Genomic DNA, 16,968 nt, shown 5'->3' with positions numbered 1-16,968 from the left:
GACTAGGCAATCGCCCAAAAAGTCGCGATCCTCTTGCCATGAATCCCCATAGGGGGCGTAGAATTGATCGCGATCATTGATCCATGTGGGTTTAATGCAAAGTTGCACACTGAAGTACACACTTAGAGCGTGTAGGTTAGTGGCATCTATAAAAAGCGGGCGGGTGTGTTTAGTTATTTGATTGAGCAGGGCAACTAAATTCGTGTTTTGAAAATCACCACGCCCCTGCTTGATCGCCGCCCAACCCTCTTTAGCCTTGAAATCTGCTATCCACTCATTAATACTAGGCACGCCCTCCAATGCCCTAAAGCTTTTCACCCCTAAGAAGTTACCCTTAGAATCATAGATGTCTAAAGTGATGGGCTGCACCTTAACCCCTCACAAACAATCCCCTAGTCTTGTTTTTCTTCAGGGGGTGTGTGCCTTAAGCGGGTGATGGTTTCGCCCCCTAAACCGCAGTTGTCTGTGTGGATTTCATCGATGATCACGATAGTCGCCTCCCTGTTCTTGTGCAAGATGTCAACGACCAAATCAGTTACACCACTGATAAGCGCGCGTTTCTGCTCTGCTGTCGCTCCGCCGTGTTCTTTGGAAATACGGATATTGATGTAGGGCATAGACTTCCTTTCCATGTCTGTTTTGCGCTAAAGCTAGCAACTCTATTCTGACACATTATTCTTTGAGACCTACTTAAATATCCGCTGAGTATCCCAATACATAATAGAGCTAGCCAGCTGGGTTTTTTAAGTGTTCTCGAGCATTTAGGAGAGCTAGAGATCTGCTAGTCTGTGGAGATTTCTAAGAAGCGTTGTGCCACTTTGAGCTGGCGCATTTGCGCGCCCAAGTTCTGTTGTTCTGTTTGGAGTCTCTGTAAGGTTTGGGCGATCAATTCCTTAGCTTGTTGCAAGGTTTCTAAGTCCGTGCCATCGCCGGGCTGGAAAGGGCAACGCTCCACCAAAGCAAAGGCCCCGGGGAGATCATTTTGCAAGAGCGCGACCTTGAGGCTATCTACCCAATTCATGCTGGTGAATCTCGCGCCATGCGTCCAAGAGCCCGCGCGCCACACGCATGACTAAATCGATCTTTTGGCTGTCATTTTCTAAGTTGGCTTGGGTGAGTACCTTGATTTGGTGGGTGTAAAGCCCTGTCAGATACACCGCCACCTCCCCTCCGCGCTCATAATCCAAGACATTGAGCAATTCAGTAAAGATGTCTGTTACCTTATTCAGATAAAGAATCTTTTTTTCAATATCGCCCGCTTCCATATGCCGCTGCGCTTGCGCGCAAAATTTCAAAATGCCCTCATAGAGCATTTCAATCAATCTAGCCGGTGACTCCACAGTAACAGAATTTTGTTGGTAGATATTATAAGCATTCGCCCTAAACATTTTATCCCTTTCCTTGCGTTGTTAGCATCAGTTTTTCTTGGCTGCCGCTTGATCGATCATCATTTGCACGGCGTTAAACGACTTGTTGGCCTTAGAAATCTGTTCGTCATAGGCGGCGAAACGTTCGGCCATCGTGTCGTAACGCGTTTTTAGCAACTCCATCGCGCTCTCTTTATCCTTCCTCAAGGCCTTGACATCCTGATTCAAAGAGTTTTCATAGAGCTTCAAACGCGCATTACTACCATCGACCAAATTCGCCAAAACTTTATCTACCCGTTCGAACACTCCATCTTGGTGCACCTCCTTGCCTTCTGCACTCTTGTGATCACTCCCGTAAAAGAAATCCTGCGTGCCTTGTGGGTCGGCGTTAATGGCACTAGAAAGACGGCTTTCATCTAAACTCATCTTGCCATGTTCGTCCAACATGATTCCATACTTCATCAAGCTATCCACACCCTTTTGGGTAGTAAGAGTGAAAGTTACCGCATTGGTCAGAGAGGATCGAATCGTGCGCACATCGCTCACCCCATTGAAAATCCCGGCGATCTTGGTGTCTGGATCGTAGCGGGTGGTTTCATCGAGTTTGGGGATTAGCTCATTATACGCCTTGACAAATTCCTTCACATTGTCGATGATCGCCTTGTCATCTCGAGTGATGCTTACAATGGCGGGTTTGCCCGGCTCTGTCGTGCCTTGCAAGCTCAAAGACACCCCGTTGATGACATCATTGACTTCATTGGTGGGGCGGCTGATGGACGCACCATCATAGGTAAATTTAGCGTCCCCGGCCCTTTGGATATTGCGCAACGCGAATAGATCTTGAGCGTTGGCATAAGAACGTACAAAGCCTTCTGGAAGCCCTAGCTTTTGCAAGGCGAGCTTGCCCTGTGGGTTACCTCCATTAAGGCGTAACTGCCCGCTAGCGCTATTGAGCACAAGCTTGCCATCATTGCCTACTGAAGCGCGCACTCCTTTTAGCTGGTTAAGGGCTTTGGCGACGGTTTGGGCGTTTTGTTCGCTAGAATTGCCTAAATGGGTGATCGCGCCTAAATCTATACTCTGCCCATTGACACTAATCACTCCCTTGAGGGCACCGGCTTGGGGGGCGGTGGTGGCCTTAAGTAAATCCCCCTCTGCTTGGGACTTTTCTTGAATAAAGCCCAATTCATGCGCTTTAGCCCCACCCACTTCTACAGCCAAGCCCCGTTTGTCATTGATAATCAAAGACTTGCCATCGTTGATCACCCCTACATTTAGTTCCCCTTTGTCTATAAGGTCCTTAGTGGCTGGGTTGTCTTCTAAGGCCTTTTGGATGGCTGCGCGCAGGGCTTCGTTCTTGCTCCCCACAGAAGTTTGCCCCCCAAGCTCTAAGGCGATGGGAATCTCTACAGGGTTGTTTTGCGCATCGTAAACTTTGAGGAAAAAGTCATCCTCAGGTTTGCCCTCACCCTTGAGTCCCAAGCTGATAGGCGCATCGCTGTTCAAGTGTGAGATCACGCTGTCTCCAAAGTAAATGCGGTTGTCTGCGCCCGTATTCTTGCCATTGATCATCAATTGGTAGGGTTTACTACCCCCGGTTTTCATCACAATCCCCATTACAGCCCCATCGGTCGCATCGGTGATGGCTTGGGCGACATCGCTCACGCTCATACCTGCCTTGATCTTGACAGCGTAGTTTTGGCGGTTGGTGTAAAAACGCAAAGTGGTGTCAAATTGGCTAAATGCGTCATCGCGTGAGCTAAAATGCGTCCCCACTTCGTTGATATCCCCTTGGGCTAGACTCTCTACATCCACTTTGATGTTTTGGATAGGGATACCCGGGCTAACACTGGCCTTAAGAGTGCCCCCGCTCACACTGCTATTGCGGGCGGTGTAGGTGGAGTAATCGCTCAAGGCTTTGGCTGGGGATCGTAAATTAGAGATGAGAGTTTCGATCTCTACTAGGGCTTTTTGTTTCTCTAGATTGGCCTCCATTTTTTTCTCAATGGGTTTAACCATCATGTCCTCATCCGCTTTTTTGAGTTTGTCGATCACATCGTAATTTAAAACTTTGCTCCCAAGCCCTAAAGAACTCAACTGCCCTACTGCCATGTTCTACTTCCCTCAACCCTTTTTATCAAAGAGAATCCCCACAATGTCGCGCATTTTCTTGGTCAGGTTAATCACCTCTTTGGGGGGGATCTCGCGAATCACCCTATTGCCCTTGCTGTCCTTGATGATCACCACCAAACCTCCGATGTCCTCATTGTATTTAAAGGTGATGTCAGAGTGCATGCGCTTCATCTTCTCGTTCAAGTCTTTGCTGATTTTCTGCAAATCCTGTTCCTTTAGTTCGTGGGCTAAAGGATCATTGGCTACTTTCCCGGGTAAATCAGCCTTGAGCGCTTCCTCTCTCACTGGATCGTGCTTGGGGATTTCTGCTTTGGGCATTTGAACACTGGGATCGCGTTTGCTAAGGGGTGTACTAGAGAGTACATGGGATTTTATTTCAGAAACACTAGCGACACCATCAGACATGGAATCTCCTTAAATACCCTCAAATCGGCATTCTTGCGTTGTTTTTAACAAATAACTAGGGGCTTTGGGCGATCAAGTCCAAAGGATCGATGTGTTTGTCCTTGAGTGTTACTTCAAAACTCAAACGTTGGTCAATACGCCCGATCACATAACCCTTTTGTACATGTAGGCCATGTCTAATGGTGGGGGCGATCTTGTCCAATTGGGAGTAAATAGTGTGCATGCCATCCTTGTGTTCTATGATGATGACTTTCTTTAAAATAGGCACTTCTTTGGCATAGACCACGCGCCCATCAAAAACGCTCCGCACCACCGCATTAGGTTTAGTAGACACTAAAGTGATGGATTCATTAAAGATTTTGAGCTTATAGACCGGGTCAAAATAGGGGCCAAACTTTTGTACCACCTTATAGCTGCTCAAGGGCGCAATGGTCTTAGGACCTCTGTAGGCAATGGTTAGGATATTGTGATAAGAGCTAGCCACCTGCCTGACTTCTATGGGGGCTTCAATGCCCTCAATACTGGGTTTGGGGGGTGGGCTTTCTCTTTGCGCCCTTTTGCGCTCCATTTCTTTTTCTTTAGCTAGCTTAACAATGTTTAGGGAGGCTAAAAGTTGATCCAAGCCTTTGCGTTCGCGATCCAAAGTCTCCAATTTTTTATTATAAAGGACCAATTCTGCACGCATGCTTTCGATGATCTTTTGCTGGGCTTCCACCACGAGTTGTAAATTGCGCTTGCGATCCTTTTGGGCATTGATCACAGCACTAATTTGGGAGATATTGCTAGAGAGTTGGGCGATCTTGGCACTGATTTGTTCTTCTTGGAAATTTAAATTAGCGAGTTGGTTTTTAGAACTCAAGCTGAGACGTTTGAAGACCTCTTGAAGCATTAAATCCTGTGTATCGGCCAAGTTCTGTGTATCTAAAACCATCACAAAGAGAATATCCTTGAGTAAAAGCGTGGTAACCTCATCTTGGATTTTGAGGCGGTTATGTTTGAGATCGTTTAAATACGCCCGATATTCCCCTAGAGATTTTTCTTGGGCTAGGCTTTGGGCTTGGTTTTTGTCAATACTTTTTTGGATCACTTGGATTTGTTTGGCCAGTTCTTGGCTTTGTTGGTATTTTTGGTTGATCGCATTGCCCAAACTATTTAAATGGGTGCTGAGTTTTTGCTTTTGGGCGGTGGTTTCTTGTAGTTTATTGGTGTTCAAATTGATATTGCGCTGGATTTCTTCAATGCCCTCTTCTTTGCCCCAAAGCCCCACACATAAGCACCCTGCTACCAGTGCCATGCGCCAAACCCTCATGTTGTCCTCCTTTGCACCACCACCACCCACACGCAGGCCAAAGACACACTGAGCGATGCCCCCAAAAAGATCGCAAAATCTTCATGCCAAATAAAGAGAGTGTTTTGGATTTCCAAAGTGCCCACAATGCTTTGGAACTTGCTTTGCGCGCTCAAATACAAACTCCCTAACAACACCCCCACACTGGCCAAGATCGAATCGATCAAGGCCAAACGGAATAAAAAGCCGTTTTTGATGCGCATGGGTGCACCCAAGAGCTCCATGATCTCAATGCGTTTAGAATATTGCAGATTCCACACGCTCACCTGCTTGATCAAGAGCAAGATGGACAACACCCCCACTAAGGACGCAAAGATCCACGTGCTCTGCTCTAACAATAACAAGAGTCGGTATTCTTGATCGTGAGTCTTGCTAAAGACTTCCACCCTAGAAACCCCTGGGATTTTCAACAGACGATCGTGGATTCTTTGGAGTTCATCAGAAGTCGGGAAGTGCTGGAGCTTGAGAGAATAAAAAAAAGGCAGGTTTTTTTTCAGATTGCTCAAGCTATTAGGGCTGATATTTTGTTGCAATTTTTCTAAAAGCGCGTCTGGTTTGATGCGATCCAAAGAGACGCTCGATCGCACATTTTGGCGGATAAATTCTAAATTCAAGGCCTGCTGACTCACGATGGCGATTGTATAATTTTTAGAGAGCTGGGCCTCGCGCATACTCAAGGCGCGTTGGATCCACAACACACTCTCCAAGCCCACCAAGAGCGCGATCAGAGGCAATAAGAAGGCCAAATGTTCCTTAAGTGTATTCATGCACCTCTCCATCTTGGATATAGACCTTGCGGTAGGGCACATTGAAATTACTAGGGATTCTGTGCGTAACCACCACGATGGTGATGTCAAGCTGTTTGTTCGCCCCCTTGAGCAGGCTCCAAATCATATCGCTGGAGTAGTCGTCCAAATTGCCCGTAGGCTCGTCAGCTAGGATCAAAAAGGGCTTGTGGGCAATAGCGCGCGCCATTGCAACTCGCTGCTGTTCTCCCCCGCTGAGTTCTAGGGGGTAGCGGTTAGACTTGTAGAGCAAATCCACATGGGCTAATAATTTCTCCGCTTGAATATTGCACTCCTCTTTACGATACCCATTGATAAGCATGGGCAACTTGATATTCTGCTCCACTGTCCACTCTTCGATCAATTTATAGTCCTGAAACACTACCCCAATATGGCGGCGCAGTTCGTTGATAAAGGCTCTTGAAGCCCGATTCACATTGATATTGCACACTTCCAAACTGCCCCCCAATAGGGGCAAATCGCCATATAAGGAACGCAAAAGCGTACTTTTCCCACACCCGCTAGGTCCCGAGATAAACACGAAATCCTTGCGCTCCACCTTCAAATTTGCCCCTCTAATCACCCATTCATCCTTTTTATAGCCTAGGGATAAATCCCTAGCCACCACAATACTGCTCACAACGCCTCCACTAAAATATCTATCAGTCGCCCATGCGCCTTAACATTGGCCTGTGTGCTAAGGGGAGCGCCTCCGACATACTCCAACACCCCTTTTTGCCTATGCCACAGTGCCACCTTATTTGTGGGCGTGTTAAAATCCCCCAAACTTAACACCAAAACCCACATCTGGGCGTATTCTAGCACATCTTGGACGTGTAAAAAGTAATCATCTCCCCTGATAAACCGGTGTTCTAGCACAAAAGACAAAACCCTAGGCATGCCATGAAGATGCGATTTTAAATCCACACTAACCACAGGACTAGGGCCATGAATGTGGCGTGCATGCACGCGCAAATCGTAAATCTCTCTATGGCATCTTAACCAACGCGCCTCGTATTTGCTCGCACGCCCGCGGGGACGTTTTTGCTAATCTGGCATGCACAACTTTCCAACCCTAACACTAAATCCAAACTCTGCTTAAAATAAGCCAAGCTATCTGTGCGCAACCAAAACACCCCCTGATTAACTAATACTCTAAGAATATGCCCCAACACCCGCGCGCCTATCACGCGCCTTGCAGGGTTCTTTTCCCAAGGGACTGGGAAGTGCAAATCCACACCCAAGCAACATTGCCCGGGCAAGATTTCCAACAAGGCGCGCGCATCGGTACGTACAAGGTATAGATTACACAGCCCCAAGCGCTCTATTTGCCCTAGGGTCTGTTCTATGCTAGGGGTGTGGATTTCTACGCCTACATAAGTTTGTGTAGGGTTGTGCTGGGCTTTTTGCAAGAGATGTACCCCCGATCCAAACCCAATTTCTAGAAAAAACGCTTGAAAACGGCGCAATTGCGCTACATCTAGTAAAAATGGGCTTTCTTGATAGCCTGATGCGCTCAAATTCCCCCCAGTTATGACACAATAGCGCGTTAACAGCCCTAAGGCGTGTTGCAAGACTCCCACTGGAATGGGGCGTGTGGATTTCTCTGCTTTGAATAAATGCCCTTGTGGGCGTGTGATATGGTAGAGACAAAAATGATAATCCCTAGGCGCACGCACCCCGATTAAAGCCACTTGAGGGTGAATCACGCTCTGGGCGCGGTATAGAAACTGCACCCCCTCTAAGGCAAAGGGGAAGCTAGGCAAATGGGCCTGAGTGGCACTAAAATGGGGCATTCAACGATCTAAACGCAATTCCACTTCTTTGCTCGGACGCGATTCTAACCCACTGGAGTCCACACTCACCACTTGGTAGCGGTATTTGTGTCCATTTTCCATGTTTTTATCCACAAACTGTGTCCCTAAAATCCCTCCATAGCGCAGGGGTTTGGAGCGGGCGTTATTCTCAAAGCGATAGACCGCGTAGTCCTTAACGCGGGGGTCTTGAACCGCCCCCCAAACGATGATCGCCTGGCCATCTTCAATTGTACCCTTCGTGATAAGAGGCGTGGGGGGGCGAGGCAAAGTCGTGCCCCTGATCGCCTCTTGGGGCAGGACTCCCTCGATGCCATCTTTGTCAAAAGCGACCACTTTATAAAAGCGTTCCACCCCATCTAAATCCACATTATCTGTGTAATTATTGTCTCTAACTTGGCCAATTTCCTTGTATTTGCCCGTGGCGTTGTCGGCGGCATAAACCTTATAGCCCGCGATGTCTGGTTGGCTGGAGGGAGTCCAACTGATATGGATTTTGCGCGTTAGATCCGTGCTGGCTTGCGGGTTAACCACTAAAGGAGGAGGGTTTTTTGTTTTGCCCACCACCACCGCGCTAGGCAGAGACTTTGCTCCTTCAAAGTTCTCAGCGATCACGCGGTAGCGATACGTTTGGCCATCCCCTAATTTCTTATCGAAGTATTCTACAAAGAGGCGGTTCTTCACCACGCCGATATTGACAAATTTACCCTGATCGTCCTCGCGCTGGATGATGTACCTGGCGATACTGGGGTTAGGATGGGGTGTCCAAAAAATTTTGATTTCTCTAGGGCTAGTCATGCTCGCAAAGACATTTTCCACTGGGTTGATAAAAGAGGTGTTGACGCTGATAGTCTCAGACATGGCAGAAATGCCGCCATCCCTGCCCAAAGTGGCGATTTGGTAGTAATACTGGGTTTGAGGGGTTAACCCATCGTCATAATAGTGCGTGGCATAGGGGTTACGCACAATCCCCACACGCCCAAAGGGGCGATCGGCTTGCTTGCGGTAGATCACAAAGCCCTCAATGCGCTCAGGGTGATCCACGGGCAACCACTCAAAGCCCACGGATTGTACATCGTTGATCGTTTTAATCCCCCTGACAAGCGGCAAATCTGTATTTGTACTTTCTGTCTTGTGGCTAGCAAAGGAGAGGGTGTTGTTCTTTCTGGGGGTGGTGCAACTCACAAGCAGAAACGCCAAAGCACTCCAAAAAAACACTTTCCTGCAAACACCCATGCCAATCGACCCCTTGGAAAAGTTTGTGTGCGCATTCTACCATGTCATCTAAAAGCTTGGCTTTAAACAAAAGCTTTTGTCCCGTGCTAGGGTGAGTCAAATAGAGCAAATAGGCGTGTAACATGGTGCGTGCAACTGCAGAGTTCTTAGACCCATAAAGGGTATCGCCCAAAATGGGCCGCCCTATACTTTGCAAGTGCGCGCGTACTTGGTGGGTGCGCCCACTGTGCAAGCGCGCCCCAATGAGCTGGTGCGCCTTGCTATCAAAAAGGGGCATGAAGAAACTCTTGGACAATTTGCCTCCCTTGGCCTTGATCGCGTCTAAATTGGCCATTTTCAAGCGATTTTTAGGATGTCTTCCTAGCCGACACTCCACACACATCCCCGTGCGCAAATGCCCCTCAATGAGCGCGACATAAAAACGCCCCATCTCCCTACTTTGCAACTGGCTGCTCAAGCGCGCGTGGCTGGTGTTGTTTTTGGCGATCACCAACGCCCCGCTGGTTTGTTTGTCTAGGCGATGTACGATCCCACAACGCTCTCTCCCACCCAAATTAGAAAGCGCATAGCCCTTAGCCTGTAAATATTCCACGAGGCTTGCTTCTTTGAGACTGGATGCTGGGTGTGTAGCCAAATGGGGGGGTTTGTTGAGCACTAAAATATCTTCGTCTTCATACAGGCAGGCGATCTGGAAATTTGGGGCAATTGTTGGAGGTGTGGCGGGGGGCTGTAGTGGCAAGACCTGCACACAATCCCCGGGCTTTAGCACCACCCCTCCCTTGATGCATGCGCGATCGTTGATATAAATCAAATCCGCCTTGATATATTGCAAGGCTTGGCTTCTAGTGATGCCTAGTAAATGCGCTACGAACTGATCCACGCGTTGGTTGGTCTGCGCGATCGCTCTCATGTTTGGCTCAAATAACGCTCTAAAATCGCGCACGCGCTCAAGCTATCCAAGATTCCATTCCGGCGCGCGCTTTGGCGTTTGGCATAGGGCAAATGCCCGATGCGATCTAGGGCTTGGATGCTGGTGTCCTCTTCATCCACAAAGACAATGGGGGAGAAGTCCAGCAGACCGATGAAATGCAACACACGTTGGCGCGTGTTGGCGTAGCGCGCATGGGGCAAGCCTACTAAGAGTTTTGCGGGTTGTCTAGATGCCAAGAGAGCTCGTAAAGCTTGACTGGCCTGTTGGCGATTGGTGCGCATAATGGGCTCAAGGGGCAAGACCACGCCCTTGACACACAAGGCCAAGCCGATGCGCTTTAAACCCACATCACAGGCCATTAAAGGGGCGTTCATGCCAGCACCACATAGCCATTATGGCGGGTAATGAGTCCTTGCAATTCGTATTCAGCCAACAAGTCGCCAAAACGCGCGTAGGCCTGTTCGTAGGTGGGGGCGTGTTTAAAAAATTCTAAGAGCGTATCTTGGGGAGATGGTGGGGGGCTGAGGTGGTGATCTTGGGCTAACTTAGCGCAGAATAGTTCTATATCATAGATGGCTTGGGCTTTGCCTCTTTGCAAGAGCTCCTGTGTGCCCAAACTCTCGCCCAAACGCTGGGGCAGTACAAATAGAGGTTTTTGGTACATCAAGGCCAATCTAGCGCTAGACATCGATCCGCTATGCAGATTTGCTTCAGGAATGATGACACAATCGCTCAAAGCCACAACCAAGCGGTTACGTTCCAAAAAAGAGTGGCGATAGGGGTTGCAGTTCTTTTGATATTCGCTCAAGATCAAGCCCTTTTGGGCAATCTGTGTAATAATGCGCGCGTTGGTGGGCGGATAAAGGCGATCTAAGCTACAGGGGGCGATCATGATGGTGTGGGGCAGGGCATTTTTTTGCGCGATAATATCCACACCCAATGCCCCCCCACTCACCACCACCCCCCCATACTTGGCGATCGTCTTAGCTAAAGTGGCGCTAGCGTGCTGGGTGTATTGGCTGGGGGTTCTGCTCCCTACAAGCGCCACTTTCAAGGGGGCGTGGAGTAGCTCTAATTGGCCTGTAAAATACAGCCTTTGTGGGGGGTGTTTTAAGTGCCCCAAAGACAGGGGTAAAAAATTTAAAGCGTGGTAATGAAAATGGCTTAACACGGGGGGTTCTCCGCCCTCTCTAAAACAATTTCTACTTCTAAGGTGTCTATATCGTGGCTAGAATTTGTACGTACATCTATTTTGGTGGTATGAGTGTACTTCTGCACCACCGCTAGAATTTCTTTCTTCATCTCTTCTATGTAAGGCAAACGCGCGCTCCTTTCATAGGCCAGCACTAGCTTTAAACGATCCTTGGCCACGCGCGCGCTATTTTGCCCCCCAAGCAATTTATGCAACAAGGCATTCATGCCAGCCAGCCCCTCAAAACTCCCACCAAACCCTTTTTAGCCTTGAATTGCCCAAACTCCACTTCTTTACCTAAAAGACGCTCTGTAATGCGCTGGAAAGCTAGCGCGCTGGGGCTTTGCGTGTAGATCACCGGTTCGCCGGTGTTGGTGGCTGAGATAATCTTGTCATCTTCGGGTACAAGGCCTATTAAGGGCAGGGCCAAAATCTTTAACACATCGTCATTAGAAAGCATTTCTTGTTTTTCTACTAGATCGGGCTTAATGCGGTTGATCACGATGTGCTTTAACATCTCCTGCCCCTCTTTGATCTTTTGACTCTTGGCATCGATGATCCCTATCACGCGATCGCTATCGCGCACACTGCTCACCTCCGGGGTTACCACGATAATAGCGCGATCGGCAAATAGCATGGCATGCTCAAATCCACTTTCAATGCCCGCTGGCGAGTCGATCAAGACATATTCAAACTGGTTTTTCAGCTCTTCAATCAAGGCTTGCACCTTGCGCTGCTCTAAGATATTCTTGTCCTTGCTTTGGGACGCGGGTAAAAAATACAGGTCTTTGGTGCGCTTGTCATTGATGAGTGCTTGGGCAAGCTTACAATGGCCCTCCATCACATCCACCACATCGTAAACGATTCGATTTTCTAAACCCAAAATCATGTCCAGATTGCGTAACCCGATGTCAAAATCAATCGCCACGACTTTTTTTTGGTGCATGGCTAGCCCAATGGCTAAATTCGCTGTAGTGGTGCTCTTGCCCACCCCCCCCTTGCCTGATGTGATGGTGATGACCACAATTTCTCCTTACTTGAATAAATGCGCGCGCAAATGCGCCCCAAATGTTTCTAAGGGGCTATGTTGGAGCGCGCTTTGGCGCGCGCGCAAATGCGTATAACCTTGCTTGGCCTCTTGCATGAACGCGCGCGCGAAATCCCCATTTTCAATGCGCCCCAGTATCTCTTGCATACGCGCCTTACTCTGTGCGTCTACTAACTTGGTTCCGCTCACCAACCCGCCATACTCTGCGGTGTTGGAGATATGCTCTTGCATGCGCGCCAAACCCTTGTGATAAATCAAGTCAGCGATGAGCTTGATCTCGTGCACGCATTCAAAATACGCCAATTCGCCCGGGTAGCCCGCTTCTAGTAAGGTGTTAAACGCATTTTCTAGCAAGTGGACCAACCCCCCGCACAACACCGCCTGTTCTCCGAAGAGATCGCTACAGGCCTCGTGTTTAAAAGTGGTTTGCAAAATCCCCACGCGTCCTGATCCAATGGCGCAAGCATAGCTTAGGGCTAATTCTTTGGCATTGTGCTGGGCATTGTTTTGTTGCATGGCTATCAATGCGAACAAGCCGCTGCCTTGTTGGTAATTTTCTCTTAGCGCATACCCCGGACCTTTGGGCGCGACCAAAATTACCCCCACCCCTTCAGGGGCTTGAATTTGCTTAAAATAGACACTAAAGCCATGTGCAAACAGCAAGGTTTGTCCGGATTGTAAAAAGGGCGCGATCTCTTTTGTATACACTTGGGCGTGGATTTCATCAGGCAACATGCAAGCAAGTAGATCACAGGTTTGCGCGCATGTTGCCACGCTACACACTTCAAAACCCTCCTTTTGGGCTAAGGCGATACGGGGGCTACTGGCATACAAACCAATTTTGACGGAAACACCACTATCGCGTAAATTGAGGGCGTGTGCACGCCCCTGTGCCCCATACCCCAAGACCCCCACATGTTGGGCCGCTATCAAGCCCGCGCTACCCTCTTTGTCTGTGTAAATGGGTAAGAACTCCCCTTCCCTAGACATACACTCCCTTTTTGACTATAATGGTGCATTTTAAAGCAAAGTAACTTAAATCTCGTCTAGGAATCGAATGCGCCAAGATTTGCAAGTGAGTCAAGAATTAGGGTTTCTCCACGACATGGTGGTGGCCATCTTAGAAGAGTTTAGCCCGGCAACCACGCGCCATTTTTTACGCTTGAAGGCGTTGTTTGAACGCAACACGCCCAGATACGAGGCAGAGATCGCCACGGCATTGCAAGAGATCACCGCTTCTGCACAGATCCTAGAAGTGATCAAAGCCTTTTCTCTCTACAATATCCTCATCAACATCGTAGAAGAACGCCATAAGAACGATCAGCCCTCTTTGCTCGATCAAGCCTACAACGCCCTGCTCGATCAAGGTTTGGATCGCTCCACTTTAGCGCACATGTTAGGGCATATCCAGTTTTACCCGGTGTTTACGGCCCATCCTACCGAGTCGATGCGGCGCACCTTTTTAGAAGCCACCCAAGAGGTTTACACCGATTTACACCTCATTTTCGATCACGCCTGCAACCAAACCACGGCTACACGCGCTAAGGAACACTTGGCGTACCGCTTGCGCTTGTTGTGGAAAAGCCACTTGATCCGCCAAGAACGCCTAGAAGTGTTGTTCGAATTGGACAATCTGCTATACATCCTAGAGCATTCCATATTACCCAGCGCGCAAGAACTCTTAAGTCAGGTGCAAAAAACCCTCAACTCTCCCTTGCGCCAAAGCACCTTGCAATTGGGCAGCTGGATTGGGGGGGATCGCGATGGCAATCCCTTTGTGAGCAATGCCCTCATACACCAAGTGGTGGTGATCCAGCATGAGTTTATTCTCAAAGCCTATTTGAAGCACACGGCTAAACTCCAACGTGAACTCTCCATCGCGCGCGATTTTTGCCACGTGTCCGCAGCGTTGCAAAGGGATTTGGAAGCGCATTTTGACAAGCTAGACCCCACCAGCGCGCGCCTGCACGCCAAAGAACCCTTTAGAGCTAAGATTATTCTAATGGAGCAAAAACTCAAAAATCGCTTGATCGCCTTGAATACGCCCTTAAAAGTGGAGTTTGCCTACCAGGACCCCCAAGAGTTGCTAGGCGACATCGATCTCTTGTTAGAGAATTTAGAACCCAGTCTAGCCCAGCCCTTGCTAGATTTTAGGCACTTGGTGTTATTGGCCGGTTTCCATCTATTGCGCCTAGATTTTAGAGAACATCGCGATGTCTTCCTGTATGCCATTAGCGAAGTGTTCTGCCATTTGGGGCTAGCCACTAGTGATTTCTATGCCTTAGAAGAAAACGCTAAGATAGAGATTTTAAACCATGCCCTAGCCCAACCCCCCTTCTCTTTGAGTGCCTTAGAGTTCAGTCCCGAGTGCAAACGCCTTTTGGAAGCCTTTAACCACATCGCGTGGGCTAAACACAAGGTGGGCGCGCCCATTTTCCACTCTATCATCGTCTCTATGACCACCCAAGCTAGCGATTTGCTCAGTGTGCTATGGTTGGCTAAACAGCACGGCCTCACCAAGGGCGACCCTTTTAAGATCCACATCACCCCTCTTTTGGAAACTATCTACGATCTCCAAAACGCCCAAGCTATCATGCGCACCCTGAGCCAAAACCCCCATTACCGTGCCTATTTGGAAAGCATGGACTGGCAGCAAGAAATCATGGTAGGCTATTCGGATAGCAGCAAGGATGGGGGGATTTTTGCGAGCAATTACAATCTGCACGGGGCGATCAGCGCGTTGATCGACTTGGGCAAAGAGTTGGGGATCGCCTTTCTCTTATTCCATGGCAGGGGGGGGAGTGTGAGTCGAGGCGGGGGGAATTTGCAACATGCCTTGTTAAACGCCCCCCTGCACAGCGTGGATCACATTTTAAAACTTACAGAACAGGGCGAAACCATCAGCTCTAAATACCTCAACCCCTCTAGCGCGTTGAGCAATCTCTCCAATATTACGGGCGCTCTTTTGACCAAGGCCACTCTAGATCGCCACCGCCCCCAAAAAGCCACGCCCTCCAAGACGATGAAGCGCATTTCAGAAGTTTCTTGTGAAGTGTATCGCGATCTCATCTACGCGACCCCGGATTTTCTAGACTATTTCAAGCGTGTTACCCCCATTAGCTTTATTCAAGAACTCAATTTGGGCTCACGCCCCTCTAAACGCAAGGAAAGCACGCGTATTGAAGACCTGCGCGCCATCCCTTGGGTGTTTGCATGGACGCAAAACCGCAGTATCTTGCCCGCGTGGTATGGGGTGGGGAGCGGGTTAGAGAGTGTGGGAGATTGGGAAAAACTATGCAATCTCTACTGCCAAGATGGGTTTTTTAAAGTGGTGCTAGACAATATTGCCCAAGTGCTCTTAAAAGTGGATTTACAGATCGCCCAACGCTACCATTACTTTGCCATGTCCAATCCTAACGCGCCGCACATTTGGGCGCGCATTGAAAACGAGTTTCACAAAACCATGCGTGCGGTTTTAGCGGTGCGCGCAGAAACGCAGTTGCTAGAACGAGACAGCGATGTACGCGAGGGCATTCTCTTTAGAACTCCCTACATCAATGCGCTCAATTGCTTGCAAATCGCTTCGATCCATGAATTCAACACATCCTGCGCGCCCGATCGCCAAGCCCAGCTAAAAACCTATGTACACAGCACTATCGTGGGCATTGCTCAGGGTATGCGCAATACAGGATGATGATGCCAAAACTCTTGTGGAGTCTCTTTGTGCTGGTTTTACCCCTGCGCGCCTTAGTGGTGCAACTCTCTACAGATTTGGACTTGGCTAAAAGTGCAGGCTATTTCACTGGGCAAGTGGTGTTGCAAGACATTCCCCAAGCGTCCTTAGTAATCAAAGGGCGTTACAGTGTCCAACGCCAAAAACTCTTTTTTAACGCCCTGAGCCTACAAAAGATTTCCAAAAACACCAAACCCTCCAAACCCACCCCCCTCCCCTCACTCAAGACCTCTCAAGACTTGGGCGCGCTCAGACTTAAAAAAATCGCTAAGGGCGCGCGCATCCATTTTAAAGAAAGCGATTCTAAAAAAATGGCAGCACTTCTAGGAGTGAGTTACGCCCATTATATCGCCCACCAACCCAGCTTTGAGGGAGTTGTGATTCAAGGGGCAAACCCTACCCAAGCTGCGCCCACACAAACCCTAGAATTACACAATGCGCAAAACCCCCATGCTATCACAACTCCGCGCATCTCTAGCAGACGCGCCCCTACACGCGTGGCTAGTAGTCGCTCGACAACCCGGTCTGCAAGGCGCTCTAGCACAGCGCGCCCCTCCCACACGGCCATACCCCCCACTCCCCGCATGAGTAGAACACACACCAGTACGCCACGATCCACTACAACGCGTACCTCTAAAACACGATCCACTACAGCGCGTACCCGCACCACTAGACGCGCCCGTACTAGCGCCTCTGCTAGCGCGCACGCCATTCCTAAAAATCCCACGCCTTCCCAACCCTTTGAGGATGGTGTTGAACGCCCTAATTCTTCCAGGATGTATGCCAACACCTCCCACGTCCCCCCGCCCCAACCTAGCTTTAGCCCCCCTGTAAATACGCCCCAATCCCCCAGTTTCATGCCTGTGCCCATTCCAGAAAATCTAGCCTACCCTCCCTATATGCCCAGCACTCCCCCCACGAGTGCCACAACCTCCGCCCAAACCCCACCCCCCTCTAACTTAAGTGCCCAAACCCC

Annotated in this window: 18 protein-coding genes and 2 pseudogenes; 2 read left to right on the top strand and 18 right to left on the bottom strand. The window is 49.2% G+C overall.

Going from position 1 to position 16,968, the window contains the following annotated elements; all coding sequences use genetic code 11:
* The 18 genes and pseudogenes from EAO38_RS07485 to ilvC all read right to left on the bottom strand — a co-directional run.
* A pseudogene (locus EAO38_RS07485) lies at positions 1-369 on the bottom strand (nucleoside 5-triphosphatase RdgB (dHAPTP, dITP,XTP-specific)); the annotation flags it as partial.
* A 23-nt stretch (positions 370-392) separates the two neighbouring features.
* Complete coding sequence (locus EAO38_RS07480; RefSeq protein ID WP_121022557.1) at positions 393-617, bottom strand: tautomerase family protein; 225 nt, start codon at positions 615-617, stop codon at positions 393-395.
* A 164-nt stretch (positions 618-781) separates the two neighbouring features.
* Positions 782-1,021, bottom strand: coding sequence for a hypothetical protein (locus EAO38_RS07475; RefSeq protein WP_121022555.1), 240 nt, complete (start codon positions 1,019-1,021; stop codon positions 782-784).
* Complete coding sequence (fliS, locus tag EAO38_RS07470) at positions 1,005-1,388, bottom strand: flagellar export chaperone FliS (protein WP_121022553.1); 384 nt, start codon at positions 1,386-1,388, stop codon at positions 1,005-1,007. Before fliS ends, EAO38_RS07475 begins: the two co-directional genes overlap by 17 nt.
* A gap of 27 nt (positions 1,389-1,415) precedes the next feature.
* On the bottom strand, positions 1,416-3,479 hold the full coding sequence (gene fliD / locus EAO38_RS07465; RefSeq protein WP_121022551.1) for a flagellar filament capping protein FliD: 2,064 nt from the start codon (positions 3,477-3,479) through the stop codon (positions 1,416-1,418).
* Between the two features lie 12 nt (positions 3,480-3,491).
* Entirely contained in the window at positions 3,492-3,905 is a 414-nt protein-coding gene (locus tag EAO38_RS07460; RefSeq protein WP_235852568.1) for a flagellar protein FlaG, read from the bottom strand.
* A gap of 55 nt (positions 3,906-3,960) precedes the next feature.
* Positions 3,961-5,214 carry a murein hydrolase activator EnvC family protein gene (locus tag EAO38_RS07455; RefSeq protein ID WP_121022549.1) on the bottom strand — a complete coding sequence of 418 codons (1,254 nt, stop codon included), beginning with the start codon at positions 5,212-5,214 and terminating at the stop codon, positions 3,961-3,963.
* Entirely contained in the window at positions 5,211-6,020 is an 810-nt protein-coding gene (locus EAO38_RS07450) for a cell division FtsX domain-containing protein (protein ID WP_121022547.1), read from the bottom strand. Before EAO38_RS07450 ends, EAO38_RS07455 begins: the two co-directional genes overlap by 4 nt.
* Positions 6,007-6,678, bottom strand: a complete 672-nt coding sequence (locus tag EAO38_RS07445; RefSeq protein WP_120946219.1) for a cell division ATP-binding protein FtsE — start codon at positions 6,676-6,678, stop codon at positions 6,007-6,009. Before EAO38_RS07445 ends, EAO38_RS07450 begins: the two co-directional genes overlap by 14 nt.
* Positions 6,675-7,007, bottom strand: a complete 333-nt coding sequence (locus tag EAO38_RS07440; RefSeq protein WP_162982730.1) for a hypothetical protein — start codon at positions 7,005-7,007, stop codon at positions 6,675-6,677. The genes EAO38_RS07445 and EAO38_RS07440 overlap by 4 nt, the downstream gene beginning before the upstream one ends.
* 29 nt (positions 7,008-7,036) lie before the next feature.
* Positions 7,037-7,834 (bottom strand): class I SAM-dependent methyltransferase, encoded by a 798-nt coding sequence (locus EAO38_RS07435; protein WP_121022543.1) that lies wholly within the window; start codon positions 7,832-7,834, stop codon positions 7,037-7,039.
* The gene (locus tag EAO38_RS07430) at positions 7,835-9,088 is read right to left on the bottom strand and encodes a fibronectin type III domain-containing protein (protein ID WP_205588379.1); all 1,254 of its coding nucleotides are present in this window, start codon (positions 9,086-9,088) and stop codon (positions 7,835-7,837) included.
* Entirely contained in the window at positions 8,991-9,998 is a 1,008-nt protein-coding gene (locus EAO38_RS07425; RefSeq protein ID WP_121022561.1) for an RluA family pseudouridine synthase, read from the bottom strand. The genes EAO38_RS07430 and EAO38_RS07425 overlap by 98 nt, the downstream gene beginning before the upstream one ends.
* Positions 9,995-10,393, bottom strand: a complete 399-nt coding sequence (gene ruvX, locus EAO38_RS07420; RefSeq protein WP_235852567.1) for a Holliday junction resolvase RuvX — start codon at positions 10,391-10,393, stop codon at positions 9,995-9,997. The genes EAO38_RS07425 and ruvX overlap by 4 nt, the downstream gene beginning before the upstream one ends.
* Positions 10,390-11,190, bottom strand: coding sequence for a DNA-processing protein DprA (gene dprA / locus EAO38_RS07415; protein WP_121022541.1), 801 nt, complete (start codon positions 11,188-11,190; stop codon positions 10,390-10,392). Before dprA ends, ruvX begins: the two co-directional genes overlap by 4 nt.
* A complete protein-coding gene (gene minE, locus EAO38_RS07410; RefSeq protein ID WP_121022539.1) occupies positions 11,184-11,438 on the bottom strand; it encodes a cell division topological specificity factor MinE in 255 nt (84 codons plus the stop codon). The genes dprA and minE overlap by 7 nt, the downstream gene beginning before the upstream one ends.
* Positions 11,435-12,235 carry a septum site-determining protein MinD gene (gene minD / locus EAO38_RS07405; RefSeq protein WP_121022537.1) on the bottom strand — a complete coding sequence of 267 codons (801 nt, stop codon included), beginning with the start codon at positions 12,233-12,235 and terminating at the stop codon, positions 11,435-11,437. Before minD ends, minE begins: the two co-directional genes overlap by 4 nt.
* 9 nt (positions 12,236-12,244) lie before the next feature.
* Positions 12,245-13,249 (bottom strand): ketol-acid reductoisomerase, encoded by a 1,005-nt coding sequence (ilvC, locus tag EAO38_RS07400; protein ID WP_121022535.1) that lies wholly within the window; start codon positions 13,247-13,249, stop codon positions 12,245-12,247.
* A 67-nt stretch (positions 13,250-13,316) separates the two neighbouring features.
* On the opposite strand from ilvC, the gene EAO38_RS07395 reads away from it, so the two are divergent.
* The gene (locus EAO38_RS07395; protein ID WP_121022534.1) at positions 13,317-15,953 is read left to right on the top strand and encodes a phosphoenolpyruvate carboxylase; all 2,637 of its coding nucleotides are present in this window, start codon (positions 13,317-13,319) and stop codon (positions 15,951-15,953) included.
* A 2-nt stretch (positions 15,954-15,955) separates the two neighbouring features.
* Positions 15,956-16,968, top strand: a pseudogene (locus EAO38_RS07390) (hypothetical protein); the annotation flags it as partial.

This window comes from Helicobacter vulpis, assembly GCF_003660395.1.
Classification (GTDB): Bacteria; Campylobacterota; Campylobacteria; order Campylobacterales; family Helicobacteraceae; genus Helicobacter; species Helicobacter vulpis.
Note: the sequence above shows the minus strand (reverse complement) of the source record. Positions and strands in the feature narration are given on the sequence as shown.

Coding starts and splice junctions, on each gene's coding strand:
- EAO38_RS07480 (WP_121022557.1), bottom strand. CDS start 617: ATGCCCTACATCAATATCCGTATTTCCAAAGAACACGGCGGAGCGACA.
- EAO38_RS07475 (WP_121022555.1), bottom strand. CDS start 1,021: ATGAATTGGGTAGATAGCCTCAAGGTCGCGCTCTTGCAAAATGATCTC.
- fliS (WP_121022553.1), bottom strand. CDS start 1,388: ATGTTTAGGGCGAATGCTTATAATATCTACCAACAAAATTCTGTTACT.
- fliD (WP_121022551.1), bottom strand. CDS start 3,479: ATGGCAGTAGGGCAGTTGAGTTCTTTAGGGCTTGGGAGCAAAGTTTTA.
- EAO38_RS07460 (WP_235852568.1), bottom strand. CDS start 3,905: ATGTCTGATGGTGTCGCTAGTGTTTCTGAAATAAAATCCCATGTACTC.
- EAO38_RS07455 (WP_121022549.1), bottom strand. CDS start 5,214: ATGAGGGTTTGGCGCATGGCACTGGTAGCAGGGTGCTTATGTGTGGGG.
- EAO38_RS07450 (WP_121022547.1), bottom strand. CDS start 6,020: ATGAATACACTTAAGGAACATTTGGCCTTCTTATTGCCTCTGATCGCG.
- EAO38_RS07435 (WP_121022543.1), bottom strand. CDS start 7,834: ATGCCCCATTTTAGTGCCACTCAGGCCCATTTGCCTAGCTTCCCCTTT.
- EAO38_RS07430 (WP_205588379.1), bottom strand. CDS start 9,088: ATGGGTGTTTGCAGGAAAGTGTTTTTTTGGAGTGCTTTGGCGTTTCTG.
- EAO38_RS07425 (WP_121022561.1), bottom strand. CDS start 9,998: ATGAGAGCGATCGCGCAGACCAACCAACGCGTGGATCAGTTCGTAGCG.
- ruvX (WP_235852567.1), bottom strand. CDS start 10,393: ATGAACGCCCCTTTAATGGCCTGTGATGTGGGTTTAAAGCGCATCGGC.
- minE (WP_121022539.1), bottom strand. CDS start 11,438: ATGAATGCCTTGTTGCATAAATTGCTTGGGGGGCAAAATAGCGCGCGC.
- ilvC (WP_121022535.1), bottom strand. CDS start 13,249: ATGTCTAGGGAAGGGGAGTTCTTACCCATTTACACAGACAAAGAGGGT.
- EAO38_RS07395 (WP_121022534.1), top strand. CDS start 13,317: ATGCGCCAAGATTTGCAAGTGAGTCAAGAATTAGGGTTTCTCCACGAC.